This window comes from Verrucosispora sioxanthis (assembly GCF_010560025.1).
Taxonomy (GTDB): domain Bacteria; phylum Actinomycetota; class Actinomycetes; order Mycobacteriales; family Micromonosporaceae; genus Micromonospora; species Micromonospora palythoicola.
In genome coordinates, this window is the sequence record NZ_SAIY01000003.1 from 345,069 (window position 1) to 358,129 (window position 13,061).

Consider the following 13,061-nt stretch of genomic DNA (forward strand, 5'->3'; position numbering starts at 1 on the left):
CGATGGCGCCGGGACGGCCCGCACGGCGATCGGAACCGCACCGCAGCACCGACACCTCGGCCGGACCGGTCGCGGATCGAACCACCACTCGCCGTCGGGCCCGACCCGGCGACCGCTGCGGGCCACCGCACTAGCCTCCGGGCCCCCGCCGGTGCCGCCCGCCGCGGCAGCCCAGTCGACGCGAGCGGAGCCGCCGGGCGGTACGCCCCCGGCCGGTGGACGCATCCGGCCGCCCGGACGAGTCGCGCTCCCCCTCCGCCACGTGGACGACCGTGTCGAAGGTGCTGGTGAAGCGCTGGCGCAGGGACGGTGGCAGGGGAGCCCGGCTGACCCAGCGGCGCAGCCGGGGCAGCGAATCCCGGCCCCGGGCCGCGTCGAGCAGCGCCGCGTACATCGCCGACGTGCCGTGGAAGACGGTGACCTGTTCGCGCAGCATGAGATCCAGCGCCGCCGGGCCGGTGAAGCGGCCCAGCAGCACCAGGGTCGCTCCCGCCCGGAAGGTGCCGGTCAGCGTGATGGCCTGACCGAACCGGCCGCCCAGCGGCAGGCAACCGAGCACCACGTCGGTGTCGTCCGGGTCGACCTCGGTCCGGCCGGCGGGGTCGAGGTCGGTGTCCGCGAACCCGCCGGTCCGTCCGGGTGGGACGTCGCCGAGATCCTCCAACCGGGGCACGTCGGACGGGCCCCGGCTCGGACCGACCGTGAGCAGCGGGACGCCGGCCCGTGCGCTGATCCGCCGCCCGGCGGCCAGGTGCGAGGTGTGGCAGACCAGCAGCCGCGCCTCCCGGGCCAGCTGGACGGCCTGCGGACCGACCGGTACGCCGACCGGTACGGCGACCGCACCGGCGGCGAGGGCACCGAAGTAGACGCGGGGGAAATCCACCACGTTCGGCGCGAGCAGGGCCACCGCGTCACCGCCGCGCACCCCGGCGGCCCGCAGCCCGGCGCCGTAACAGCGGGCCTCCAACCACAGTTCGGCGTACGTGACCCGAACCCGGCCGTCGATCACGGCGACGGTGTCGGCGTGCCGGTCGGCGGAACCGGCCAGCACGGTCGCCGGGGAGAGCGCGGTCATCGGGGCGGGTCCGCGTACAGCCGGCTGACCGTCTCGGCCACGCAGACCGGCTTGCCACCGCCGTCGCCCGCCACGGTCACCGTGGCCACCAGCTGCGCCCCGCCCTCGAACGGGCTGACCTGGTCGATCGTCGCGACGACCCGCACCGAGCTGCCGACGCGTACCGGTGCGGGGAAGCGGACCCGGTTGAGGCCGTAGTTGACCCCCATCCGCACCCCGTCCACCCGGTACAGGCGGCCGACCAGCGCGGGCAGCAGGGCGAGGGTCAGGTAGCCGTGGGCGATGGTGCCGCCGAACGGCCCGGCCGCCGCCCGTTCCTGGTCGAGGTGGATCCACTGGTGGTCGTCGGTGGCGTCGGCGAACAGGTTCACCCGACGCTGGTCGATGGGGAACCACGGACCGGGGCCGAGTCGTTCGCCGACCGCGGCGGCCAACTCGTCGAGGCTGGCGAAGCTTCTCATCCCAGGTGCCCTCCGAGCTTCGTGTAACCGCGCAGCAGGTCGCGGGCGATGATCAGGCGCTGCATCTCGTCGGTCCCCTCGAAGATCCGATACAGCCGCACCTGCCGGTACCAGCGTTCGATCGGCAGCTCGCGGGTGTAGCCCATCCCGCCGTGGATCTGCATGACCCGGTCGACCACCCGGTTGACCATCCCGGCGCCGTAGAGCTTCGCCATCGAGGAGGCGTGCCTCGGGTCCAGACCGGCGTCGACCGTCCAGGCGGCGCGCAGGATCAGCCAGCGGGCCGCCTCAAGTTCGGTCTCCGAGTCGGCGATCATCCACTGGATGGCCTGGTTGGTGCCGATCTTTGACCCGAAGGTCTCCCGGGTGTTGGCGTGGTCGATGGCCATCCGCAGCGCGCGTTCGGCGATGCCGACGGCGTGCGAGGGGATCGTGTAGCGCCCCTTGCCGATCCACTGCATGGCCAGGGTGAAGCCCTGCCCGACCTCGCCGAGGATGTTGCGGTTCGGCACCCGTACGTCGTCGAAGAACAGCGAGGCGGGCCCGCCCTCGCCCATGGTGGGGATGAACTCCGACCGCCAGCCCATCGCCCGGTCCACCAGGAACGCGGTCGCCCCGCCGTTGCGGGCTCCGCGCTCGGGGTCGGTGACCGCGATGACGATGGCGAAGTCGGCCTCGTTGCCGCCGGTGATGAAGGTCTTCTCGCCGTTGAGGATCCAGTCGTCGCCGTCGCGGCGGGCCCGGAACCGGATGTTGGCGGCGTCGGAGCCGGCACCCGGCTCGGTGATGGCGAAGCAGGAGTTCCGCTCCCCCTCGATGGTGGGCAGCAGAAACTCCTGCCGCTGCTCGGCGGTGGCGTGGAACAGGATGTTGTCCGCCTCGCCGCCGAAACGGAACGGCACGAAGGTGCGGCCGATCTCCGTCCAGATCAGCGACTGGACGACGGCCGGCAGGTCCATGCCGCCGTACTCCGCTGGCGTGGCCAACCCCCAGAAGCCGAACTTGCGGGCCTTGAGCTGCAACTCCCTCAGCTCGGAGCGTTCCAGGCCGGGCTGGTGGGCTCGCTCGCGGCGCAGCAGCTCCTGCTCCAGCGGCATGACCTCGCGGGTGATGAAGTCGCGGGCGGTGTCGCGGATCGCCCGTTCCTCGTCGGACAGCCCGAAGTCCATGTGCTCACGGTTCCTCTCCCGAATTCAGAAGGCGTTGACGCCGGTGAGCGCCCGCCCGATGAGTAACTGTTGGATCTGGCTGGTGCCCTCGTAGAGGGTGGCGACGCGGGCGTCGCGCAGGTACTTGCCGACCGGGTACTCGTCGATGTAGCCGTACCCGCCGAAGACCTGGATGGCGTCGTTGGCCGCGCGGACGGCGGCCTCGCTGGCGAACAGCTTGGCCATCGACGCTTCGGTGGCGAACGGCTGGCCCCGGTCGATCAGGTCGGCGACCCGCCAGACCAGCAGCCGCGCGGCGGCGGTGTCGACCGCGATACCGGCGAGCAGTTGCTGCACGAGCTGGTGGCCGGCGATCGGCTTGCCGAACTGCGTGCGGGTTCCGGCGTAGTCGACGGCGGCGTCCAGGCAGCCCTGGGCGATGCCGACGCAGCCGGCGGCGACCGACATGCGTCCCTTGGCGAGGGTGGCCAGCGCCAGCTTGAAGCCGGCGCCGCACTCGCCGAGCCGGGCGGTGTCGGGCACCCGGACGGCGTCGAGAACGAGTTCGGCGGTGGCCTGCCCGCGCAGGCCCAGCTTGCCCTTGATCTCCGACCGGCTCAGGCCGGGGCTGTCGGTCGGCACCAGGAACGCGGTGATGCCCCGGTGGCCCGGGCCGCCGGTACGGGCGAAGAGCAGCGCCACGTCGGCGGTGGTGCCGTTGGTGATGAACGTCTTGCGACCGGAGAGCAGCCAGTCGTCACCGTCGCGGACCGCCCGGGTGGTCAGCGCCGCCGCGTCCGAGCCGCTGTCCGGTTCGGTGAGCGCGAAGCAGCCGAGCGCGGTGCCGGAGCAGAGCGCGGGCAGCCACCGTTCGCGCTGCTCCGGGGTGCCGTGGGTGGCGATCGACTTGGCGACCAGGCCGAGCGAGACCGACACGATGCCCCGGACTGCGGAGTCACCCCGGCCGAGTTCCTCAAGCACCAGGCAGTACGCGAGGTGGTCGCCGCCGGATCCGCCGTACTCCTCGGCGATGGTGAGGCCGAGGAAGCCGACCTCGCCGAGCTTGCCGACGATGCCGGGGTCGACCGCCTCGCGCCGGTCCCAGGCCGCCGCGTGCGGCACCACCTCGCGGTTGACGAAGTCGGCGGCGAGCGCCCGGACCGCGACCTGCTCGGCGGAGAGGTGAAGGTCCATGGCAGTAAACTAGCGGTGCAAGTTTTAAGCTGTCCAGACCCCGGTGTGGCAAAGTTCCCGGCGAGCCACCCACCCGAAGGAGGACACCCATGCCCCGGCCGCGACAGGCCCTGCTCAGCAGGGAGCGGATCGTCGAGGCCGCCGCCGCGTTGATCGACGCCGACGGGCTCGACGCGTTCTCCACCCGCCGGCTCGCCGCCGCGCTCGGCGTGCGCGGACCCTCGCTCTACAACCACTTCGGCACCAAAGACGAGATCCTCGACGCGGTCGCGGACAGCATCACCGGCCAGGTCGACGTGTCGTTCTTCGCCGAGGTGGACTGGCGGGAGGCGCTGCGCCGCTGGGGCCACTCCTACCGGGCCGCCCTCGCCGCCCACCCGAACATCGTGCCGCACCTGGCCCGGGGCCCGGGCCGACGCCCGGCGGCACTGGCGATGGCCGACGCCGTCTACGGCGGGCTGGTCGCGGCGGGTTGGCCACCCGCCCGGGCGACGCACATCGGCGCGCTGATGCGCTACTTCGTGATGGGTTCCGCGCTCAGTTCCTTCGCTCAGGGCTTCGTGAAGGATCCGGGGCTCTACGCGGAGCAGTACCCGCACCTGAGCCAGGCCCACCGCCTCGCCAAGCACCAGCACCAGGTCGACGAGGGCGCCTTCGCGCTGGGCCTGGAAGCACTAATCGACGGGCTGTCGCACACCTACGAACGCATCGTCGGCCCGCTGCCACCCCTCCCGCCGGCCGGCTCGGCGTACTAGAGTCCAAACTTGCACCGCTAGTTTTAGCCGAGGTGAGGAGCCCATGGAATCCGTACGGACCGACTTCTACCTCGACGGACGCTGGGTGCGCGCGGCCGGCGGACAGTCGCTTGAGGTGCACAACCCGACGACCGAGGAGGTCATCGGCACCGTCCCGGCCGGCACGGCCGGCGACGTCGACCGGGCCGTGACCGCCGCCCGGGCCGCCTTCGAGGGCTGGGCGGCGACCGACCCCGCCGACCGGGCCGCCCACCTCGACCGGTTGCATGCCGCCCTGACCGCCCGCGCCGACGACATCGCGCACACCGTCGCCGCGGAACTCGGCACCCCGCTGAAGGTCGCCACCCGGGTCCAGGCCGGGCTGCCGCTCACCGTCCTGGGCACCTACGTCGACCTGGCCGCGCACCCGCCCGCGCCGCAGACAGTGGGCAACTCCCTTGTGGTACGCGAACCCGTCGGCGTGGTCGGCGCGATCACCCCGTGGAACTATCCGCTGCACCAGATCGTCGCCAAGCTGGCGCCCGCCCTGGCCGCCGGTTGCACGCTGGTGCTGAAGCCGAGCGAACTGACCCCGCTGACCGCGTACCTGCTCTTCGACGCCATCGACGAGGCCGGCCTGCCGCCCGGCGTGGTCAACCTGGTCACCGGCACCGGGCCGGTGGTCGGCGAGGCGCTCGCCGGCCATCCCGGCGTGGACCTGGTCTCCTTCACCGGCTCCACCGCCACAGGCCGGCGGATCACCCACCTGGCCGCCGACCGGATCGCCCGGGTGTCGCTGGAGCTGGGCGGCAAGTCGGCGAACGTGGTCCTCGACGACGCCGACCTGGCCAGCGCGGTCAAGGTGGGCGTCGGCAACGCCTTCCTCAACTCGGGACAGACCTGCACCGCCTGGACCCGGATGCTTGTGCACCGGAACCGCTACGACGAGGCCCTCGACCTGGCCGCCAAGGCGACCGACGGCTACCAGCTCGGTGACCCGCTCGACCCGGCCACCCGGCTCGGCCCGCTGGTCTCCGCCCAGCAGCGGGACCGGGTACGCGACCACATCACCCGGGGCCTGGCCGACGGCGGCCGGCTGGTGGCCGGCGGCCTGGACGCCCCCGTCCCGCAGCGGGGCTGGTTCGTCGCCCCCACCGTCATCGCCGACGTCGACCCCGACAGCGCCCTCGCGCAGGAGGAGGTCTTCGGGCCGGTCCTGGCGGTCATCCCGGTCGACGACGACGACCACGCGGTACGGGTCGCCAACAACTCCCGCTACGGGCTGGCCGGCGCGGTCTGGTCCGGCGACGAGGAGCGGGCGTTGCGGGTGGCGCGCCGGCTGCGTACCGGTGCCGTCGACATCAACGGCGCACCGTTCAACCCGCTCGCCCCGTTCGGCGGCTACAAGCAGTCCGGCCTCGGCCGCGAGCTGGGCGTACACGGGCTGGAGGAGTTCTGCGAAGTGAAGGCGATCCAACGGTGAGGGGCCTGGTGGTCCGGGGCGTCGGCACGCCGCCCCGGGTGGAAAAGGTCGAGCTGCCCGCCACCGGCCCCGGGCAGGTACGAGTCGCGGTCCGGGCGGCCGGCGTCTGCCACTCCGACCTGTCCATGGTCGACGGCACCATCGCCGCGCCGTACCCGCTGCTGCTCGGCCACGAGGCCGCGGGCGTGGTGGTCGAGGTCGGCGCCGACGTCGACCGGATCGCCGTCGGCGACCACGTGGTGCTCGACTGGGCTCCCCCGTGCCGGGTCTGCTGGTACTGCGGGCACGGCGAACCGTGGCTCTGCGAACGCTCCGGCACCCCCGCCGCCACCGTCGGGCACACCATCGACGGCGAGCCACTGCACGTCACCCTCGGCCTCGGCGCACTGGCCGAGCAGGTGGTGGTGCCGCAGCACGCCGTGGTCGCCGTGCCGCCGGACCTGCCTTTGCCACCGCCGCGTTGCTCGGCTGCGCGGTGCTCACCGGCGTCGGCGCGATCCGCCGTACCGCCGACGTCCGACCCGGCGACTCGGTCGCCGTCATCGGTCTGGGTGGCGTCGGCCTCTCCGCGGTCGCCGCCGCCCGCGCCGCCGGTGCCGCCCGCGTCATCGCCGTCGACGTCGCACCCGCCAAGGCCGAGCTGGCGCACGCCGCCGGTGCCACGGACTTCCTGCTCGCCGACGACACCCTCAGCCGCGCGGTACGGACACTCACCGACGGCCGGGGCGTCGACCACGCGGTCGAGTGCGTCGGCCGGGCCGCCACCATCCGCGCCGCCTGGCGGGCCACCCGCCGCGGCGGGCAGGTCATCGTGGTCGGCATGGGCGGCAAGGACGACATGGTCGCCCTCAGCGCCCTGGAGATCTTCCACTCCGCCCGGACGCTGCGCTCCTCGGTGTACGGCTCCTCCGACCCGGACCGCGACGTCCCCGAGCTGGCCCGCGCGGTGCTCGACGGCACCCTCGACCTCGATTTCCTGGTCACCGACCGGATCACCCTCAACGCGGCACCGGAGGCGCTGGCCCGGATGGCCCGGGGCGAGGGCGCCCGCACAGTGGTCCTGTTCGACTGACCCGTTCGGTGTGGGACTCTCCGGACGCCGGGCTGATCGGGCGTCGTCCGAGGTCATCCGGCCCGGTCTGGTTTGGCTGGCACCGTTGCGGTACTCCGCTGCTGTACTTCCGGCGGTTGTCTGGTCCAGCCAACGAAGCGACGGTGCAGTGCGCCGGCCGGTGCCCAGGGCATGTCCTCGGCGGCCTGGACGAGATAGCCACCGAGGTACAGCGTCAACGACACTGGAGCGTCGGCGTACTCCGCGCGCAGCTCCCGCCGCCGGGTCGGACACGGCCAGGGCAGGTCGCAACCGCCGCAGCTCCAGATTGGCAGCACCGGGCCGTGGGTGGTCACCGCACACCGCCCAGGAACCGTGCGACGCTCGCGCGGGCCTGCCGGCGGGTCGCCCACTCCACCTGCCAGTAGGGGTACGGGACCAGTCGCGACCACCACGCCCGGCAGCCGACACACATCCCGTCGAACCCTCGGACGTGCACGGCGAGGATGACTCGCTCCGGGCCGCCGGTCACTGCTCACTCTCCTGCGGCCAGTGACCCCGGTTGATCGGTATCCGGTGCCGGGCACGGCACGGCAGGTCGGCACCGCATCGGCAGACGCGCCGCCAGCGCTGCCAGGACCAGACCGGCCGATGCCTTCGGGCAAACGTCAACGCAGTGGCCGACAGGTACTCGTCGTACGAGACGCGCCGACTGCTCGGAGGCGACACGTCGGGAGTACCTGCCCGCGCTGGGCTCACCTTTGGCTCCATATCGTGCGCTGATCCCGCATCGTCGGCACGTACGGCGTTGTCTGGATCGGCTCGCGATGCCACTGCGTGTCGCGCAAGCGCCGAGCTTGGTCGAGCAGCCGCTGATGCGCCGCTGCCTGCTCGGCGGCTTGGTGGCGCTGACCCGTTCCAGGCGGCGGGGGCGAGTCGGCCCGCCGAAGTAGCCATCGCATGATGTCGCGCAGCTCGGACCGAATCGCCACAGGTTCCGCCTCCCTCGTCACGGGTTGCGGGTGGCGCCGGCAGCGCGACTGTCAGGCGTCGCGCTCGGGTTGACGCCGCCACCCGACGGACACAGTCGGCGCAGCGGGTGCTTCCTGCCGTCGTGTCCTAAACGGAACGCTATGAACAGCACGGTGCGTGATGGCACACTTACGCACCACTACTGGGCGGAGACTCCCATGCGCTCGCACAGGCCCCGCAGCTCAATGGAGACCAGTCCTCGGCGCAGCAGCCCACGCGCGACCTCCCGAGCCGCCGTCGATGACCGGGTGTGCTGCGGGCCGACCCGCTCGGCTGCCAGCAGCATCCGCACCGCGTCTCGCTCCCGGTCAGCCGCCACCATCGCGCGGGCCATGTCCAGCCAGTAGTACACCTGCCGCACCGCCGGCAGATCCCCGACCGCCACCTGGGCAGCCGCCCGTAACGCCTCCTGCGGACGCCCGGTGTCGAGCAGGTAGGCCATCCGCCACAACGCCACGTTGCTCGGCCCCCACAACAGATCCCAGTTCGTCGTCTCCCCGGTGTACGCAGCGATGCGCGCCGCCTCGTCGAGGTGATCCTCGGCGGCGGCCTGATCCTTCATGCCGGCGAGGTGATGCGCGCGGGCCAGGTGCAGGAACCCGAGCACATCCAACGCGGTATCCGCGCTGCTGCCCGCCAGGTCCGCACCGGCCCGATCGCAGTACGCCCGAGCCGGGCCATACGCGCCGGTGTATGCCGAAACCCGCGCCCGATTCGCCGCCGCCACCCCCATCGCGACCGGATCATCAAGCAGGTGCGCAGCCTCGGCCGAACGCTCCGCCGCCAACCAGGCGTGGGCCGAGTAGCCGACGTTCAGCAACGAACCCATCGCCACCCCGTACACCGGCACCATCAACCGGTACGCCGACCGCCGATCAGTCACGCCGTGCAGGGCCGGCACGAGATCCGCCAGGCGGCGCAGCGCCCCCGCGTAGTCGCACCGGCCATACAGATCCCGCACCAGCGCGGACTCCCGAGCCACCTGCTCCACAGTGGCGGCCCCAATGACCGACGGGCCATCGAACGGATGCGCCATCATCGCCCGCCACACCCGCTCCGCGTCGATACGCGCACCATCAAGCTGCCGATCAGCCGGCGTGTACGGCTGCCCGGTGAGGTCGAAAACCGAACACTCCAGGGCAGCGGCCAGATCGACCACCATGTACCGGTCCGTACGCTGCACACCGCGCTCGATACGTGACCACGTAGTATGCGAGATACCCGCGCGACTCGCGGCGTACCGGATGCTCCAGCCCCGCAACTCGCGCCGGGCCCGGATGCGCTCACCCACCGACGGGTCAGCAGGTATGGCTCGGCGAGGCACAACGATCCCTCTCGACCAACGATCAGCTTCGGTAGGCAGCCAGCACGACAACCGGCAACCACGCCACCACCGACGGTACCCCTGATTGACCTGGAGTGGCCCCAAGCCCTGCAGGCGAGGGAGGCGCGACACCGCAGGCCCGGCTGCGCCGTCAGAACCTCTGCAAACAGGTGCTGTTGCGCGAACGGCCGATTCGCGATCGCGCAGGCACCGAATCTCAACACCCTAGAATTTCTGAAAAGTTTTCGTGCAGATTGGCAAGTACAACTTCCGCATCCTGTGCTAGAACAATCCTGGCTGGGTCTTGAATGAGGTAATTAGCTACCGCCGTCTTGCCCGGCGGCGCGGCACCCAACCGGGCACAGGCATCTGCAACCCTATTGACGAGGGGCCGGGCTCCAGCCCTGCCCTCATCCACCTCGAAGTTTTCGACGGCAACCAGTCGATCCCTAAGCAACGCAATTACGGCTTCAACGTACTTTTCGGAATCGAGCAGGTCTTCAAGGGTCTTCCCCTCCGGGAGACTGACAATAATTCGTTCCGATACCCCCAACCCAGATAGGAGCTTGGCTTTAGCTTTACCGCCCTCGTCGCCGTCAATCAAGTAGGCAATCTTGGCTGAAATTTCATCCAACCCAAATCCATCTCGGCGGAGACTCGATAGTCCCGGTGCAACTTGATACGGCAACTGAGGAAGGCCGGTCGCATGACGCAGGAGGGTCGGCAGCAGAATCATCTCTGTTGCACCTTCGGCAAGAACGGCCCTTCGGCATGCGGAGAAGGCCGCAGCACCTGCCCCCATCGCGACAAGAAGCGGAGAGAATCCGATTACCGAGGTACCCCAGAAGCTACTTCGAATAACGCTTGAACCCGGCTCGTCTACGACCGGCTCAACAAGACGGACGGACGTACCAAGGTCCGGCGGCAGACAGCCTGGCGAATGCGTTGTGTAGAGAACTTGCTGAATTTCGGTTTGGGACGTCAGCACACCAACAAGGTCAGCCTGCGCGTCAAAGTGTAGGTGGCGATCTATTTCGTCTGCAAGCAAGATCACCGGCGACGCTTCGGTCTCCAGCCTACGAGCGAGCACGAAGCACGTCATGCCTAGAAAAGCTCGCAGCCCATCACTCCGCTCGTCGAGCGTAGTTCTGCTGCCATCATCGTCTAACTCGTCAACTAGGACTAGCAGCGCGCCCCCCTCCGACTCCAGTCGGAGGCTAAGCTGCTTCTGCTGCCATGTTGGCTGCAGCTTGCGGCGAAGGCGCCTATTCGCGCCCTTACAGATGGTTGCAACCCGTGACGTGTCGTTCTCCTTAGCTGCCCCGACGAGCGTATCGACGTCCACCTCTGCAACAGCCAAGAGATTGACGATCGGCTCCGGCGCTTGGCTAGGCGGAACGAGGTCGTTCAAGTCGTATCGCGTTTCAAGTGAACGATTTCCACCCTCGTAAAGAACAATCTTCGGCAGCCGAGGGATCAGAGCCTCTCGCGCGAGCGTGAAGGGAGTCTTTCCAAGGAGGTTCAATAACTCCGTGAGTTGCAAAACCAGGGAAGGGCTTTGTGCAGCTATCGCGGCGTGCTCGTCAGCATCTAATCCAACGCTTGAAATCCCCCTTGAACCCAACTCCTTCCTCTTCATTACCTGCGAAAGCAAGGTGGCAACCTTCGATCGCAAGTTCTGCTCGGCGTCAGATGTGCCCCTAGCCGTCAGCTTGTCGACTTCACCCGCTATAGAAACCGCCAGATCACGCAGCCCCGTCCAGTCTCTTTCCAGTGTTGGGCTGAAACCATGGAGACGCTTCCCCGAAGACGCCCGATGCACACGATACTGCGTGTTCGGTGCCACCAATATGTAACGCTTCCTAATCTCGGCTACATCCGCGTCATCTAAGATGAACGTTAGCGTAACCACGGGGTCGCTATCGCCGATCACCTGACTTCGCGCCAAGTCTCGCGCTTTAAGCTTACCGCCGCTTGACCACCACTCTAAGGCATGAAGTATCGAGCTCTTGCCAGCCTCATTTGGCCCGAGAAACGCAACAAGTTTACTGTCGACGTTACAGCCCGTATCTACAAGTCGCCTGTAACCGTTGAATGCAATCCTAGTTAGCCGCACAATTATTCAGCTCCCACAGTTAGCTTACGCACAACCACCCTTACAGTTTCAGCCACCCTAGCCTGCGGCCTCGACATTTGGAAGTGACCATAGAGACAAGACGTTGCTTCGTAGGACTAATTTCTCCAGCGTTATCGCTGGCCGCGGTACTTAGAGCTCCTAACTCTTTGAGCGCTGCAGCCGGCGCCAGCACACGATGGCGCAGGCGAGGGTGAGGAACGCTTCGTGGATGTCGTCGCGGATCTCCCAGCGGATACGTAGGCGGCGGAACCAGTGCAGCAGGGCGATGGTCTGCTCGACGACAAAGCGGCGGGTGCCGAGGCCGGAGCCGTGGCCGATGCCGCGTCGGGCGATGACGGGTGTGATGCCGCGCGTGCGGAGCTCGCGGCGGTACTTGTCGAAGTCGTAGCCACGGTCGGCGTAGATCCGGTCGGGCCGTTGCCGAGGCCTGCCGCGGATGCCCTTGATCCGTGGGACCTTGTCGACCAGGGGCAGCAGTTGGGTGACGTCGTGGCGGTTGCCGCCGGTCAGGCTGACGGCGAGAGGGATGCCGCCCGCGTCGGTGATGACGTGGTGTTTCGAGCCTGGCTTGCGGCGGTCGACCGGGCTCGGACCGGTTTTGGGCCGCCCTTGAGCGCCCGAACGTGAGAGCCGTCGATCACCGCCCGAGACATGTCCAACTGCCCAGCGGCCCGCAGTCTGCCGAGCAGAACCTCATGCAGTCGTTGCCAGACACCAGCATCATTCCAGTCCCGCAACCTGCGCCAGCACGTCATGCCCGACCCGAACCCAAGCTCCTGGGGCAGGTACTCCCACGGGATCGCGGTGTAGAGCACGAACAGGATCCCGCACAACACCTTCCGATCATCGAGAGGCTTTCGGCCCGGGAACCGGTGCCTACGCGGTGCTCGGGGCGGCAGCAGCGGCGCGATCTCGGCCCACAACTCGTCCGAGACGATCCACGGCGGCTGCTCACCCCTCCTCACGTTCAGACAGAACGACCCTCACGTCCCGAGGACACGCCCACCATCATTTCGTTAGGAACTCTTACGCCGGCCCAGCAACGCTCGCCGCGGGCCGGCGACCGTACGACCTACGGCACGCCGCCGTGTCGCTCTGGCTCAATGCTGGGACACCCGCTAACCAGGTCGCCGAATGGGCCGGGCACAGCGTCCACCTCCTCATGCGGGTTCACGCCAAGTGCGTCGACGGCCAAGAGCAGGCCGCGCGACGAAGGATTGAGGCCGCCTGCCGCAGGTCGAGTGACGGGATTCCGACACTAGGCCGCCGCCCTCCTCAATCTAGAAGATCTACCTGGCACAACTCGGGGTTGAGTGATGCCAGGCGGAGGTACGACCAAGGTGGGCCGGTGGTTCTACCTCCGCCCGGTGGACATCCCGACTGAAAGTGGCAGCCACGCGAGCTAGAGGGGTAGCTACGAGA

The 13,061-nt window shown here is 69.2% G+C and carries 9 protein-coding genes and 3 pseudogenes; 4 read left to right on the plus strand and 8 right to left on the minus strand.

Translation table 11 applies throughout. The features are described 5' to 3' along the window. Nucleotides 1-130: 130 nt before the first annotated feature. Genes ENC19_RS10885 through ENC19_RS10900 form a run of 4 tightly spaced genes read right to left on the minus strand, consistent with a single transcriptional unit; the run spans nt 131 to nt 3,878 of the window. Nucleotides 131-1,075 (minus strand): AMP-binding protein, encoded by a 945-nt coding sequence (locus ENC19_RS10885; protein WP_164447062.1) that lies wholly within the window; start codon nt 1,073-1,075, stop codon nt 131-133. After that, nucleotides 1,072-1,536: a MaoC family dehydratase gene (locus tag ENC19_RS10890; protein ID WP_164447063.1), complete on the minus strand. Its 465-nt coding sequence runs from the start codon at nt 1,534-1,536 to the stop codon at nt 1,072-1,074. The genes ENC19_RS10885 and ENC19_RS10890 overlap by 4 nt, the downstream gene beginning before the upstream one ends. Continuing rightward, a complete protein-coding gene (locus ENC19_RS10895) occupies nt 1,533-2,705 on the minus strand; it encodes an acyl-CoA dehydrogenase family protein (protein ID WP_164447064.1) in 1,173 nt (390 codons plus the stop codon). The genes ENC19_RS10890 and ENC19_RS10895 overlap by 4 nt, the downstream gene beginning before the upstream one ends. 24 nt (nt 2,706-2,729) lie before the next feature. Further along, nucleotides 2,730-3,878 (minus strand): acyl-CoA dehydrogenase family protein, encoded by a 1,149-nt coding sequence (locus ENC19_RS10900; protein ID WP_164447065.1) that lies wholly within the window; start codon nt 3,876-3,878, stop codon nt 2,730-2,732. Between the two features lie 89 nt (nt 3,879-3,967). On the opposite strand from ENC19_RS10900, the gene ENC19_RS10905 reads away from it, so the two are divergent. From ENC19_RS10905 to ENC19_RS31790, 3 genes and pseudogenes are all read left to right on the plus strand, one after another. Further along, nucleotides 3,968-4,633, plus strand: a complete 666-nt coding sequence (locus ENC19_RS10905; protein WP_164447066.1) for a TetR/AcrR family transcriptional regulator — start codon at nt 3,968-3,970, stop codon at nt 4,631-4,633. A gap of 43 nt (nt 4,634-4,676) precedes the next feature. After that, the gene (locus ENC19_RS10910; protein ID WP_164447067.1) at nt 4,677-6,095 is read left to right on the plus strand and encodes an aldehyde dehydrogenase family protein; all 1,419 of its coding nucleotides are present in this window, start codon (nt 4,677-4,679) and stop codon (nt 6,093-6,095) included. After that, nucleotides 6,092-7,167: pseudogene (locus tag ENC19_RS31790) on the plus strand (alcohol dehydrogenase catalytic domain-containing protein). The gene ENC19_RS10910 and the pseudogene ENC19_RS31790 overlap by 4 nt, the downstream one beginning before the upstream one ends. Before the next feature lie 331 nt (nt 7,168-7,498). On the opposite strand, the pseudogene ENC19_RS31380 reads toward ENC19_RS31790, so the two are convergent. From ENC19_RS31380 to ENC19_RS10940, 4 genes and pseudogenes are all read right to left on the minus strand, one after another. Next, nucleotides 7,499-7,930 (minus strand): annotated as a pseudogene (locus ENC19_RS31380) (hypothetical protein). 387 nt (nt 7,931-8,317) lie between these two features. Beyond that, on the minus strand, nt 8,318-9,469 hold the full coding sequence (locus tag ENC19_RS10930) for a helix-turn-helix domain-containing protein (RefSeq protein ID WP_164447069.1): 1,152 nt from the start codon (nt 9,467-9,469) through the stop codon (nt 8,318-8,320). Between the two features lie 250 nt (nt 9,470-9,719). Further along, the gene (locus tag ENC19_RS10935; RefSeq protein ID WP_164447070.1) at nt 9,720-11,618 is read right to left on the minus strand and encodes an AAA family ATPase; all 1,899 of its coding nucleotides are present in this window, start codon (nt 11,616-11,618) and stop codon (nt 9,720-9,722) included. A 159-nt stretch (nt 11,619-11,777) separates the two neighbouring features. Then, a protein-coding gene (locus tag ENC19_RS10940) for an IS5 family transposase (RefSeq protein WP_164447377.1) occupies nt 11,778-12,577 on the minus strand; the annotation gives its coding sequence in 2 pieces (ribosomal slippage) (nt 11,778-12,241 and nt 12,241-12,577; 801 coding nt in all). Nucleotides 12,578-12,664: 87 nt separating this feature from the next. Between ENC19_RS10940 and ENC19_RS30100 the strand changes: the two are divergent. Further along, nucleotides 12,665-13,023 (plus strand): annotated as a pseudogene (locus tag ENC19_RS30100) (hypothetical protein); the annotation flags it as partial. Nucleotides 13,024-13,061: the final 38 nt, after the last annotated feature.

What these genes read in the sequence shown, in the direction of transcription:
- ENC19_RS10885 (WP_164447062.1), bottom strand. Translation starts at nt 1,075, where the DNA reads ATGACCGCGCTCTCCCCGGCGACCGTGCTGGCCGGTTCCGCCGACCGG.
- ENC19_RS10890 (WP_164447063.1), bottom strand. Translation starts at nt 1,536, where the DNA reads ATGAGAAGCTTCGCCAGCCTCGACGAGTTGGCCGCCGCGGTCGGCGAA.
- ENC19_RS10895 (WP_164447064.1), bottom strand. Translation starts at nt 2,705, where the DNA reads ATGGACTTCGGGCTGTCCGACGAGGAACGGGCGATCCGCGACACCGCC.
- ENC19_RS10900 (WP_164447065.1), bottom strand. Translation starts at nt 3,878, where the DNA reads ATGGACCTTCACCTCTCCGCCGAGCAGGTCGCGGTCCGGGCGCTCGCC.
- ENC19_RS10905 (WP_164447066.1), top strand. Translation starts at nt 3,968, where the DNA reads ATGCCCCGGCCGCGACAGGCCCTGCTCAGCAGGGAGCGGATCGTCGAG.
- ENC19_RS10910 (WP_164447067.1), top strand. Translation starts at nt 4,677, where the DNA reads ATGGAATCCGTACGGACCGACTTCTACCTCGACGGACGCTGGGTGCGC.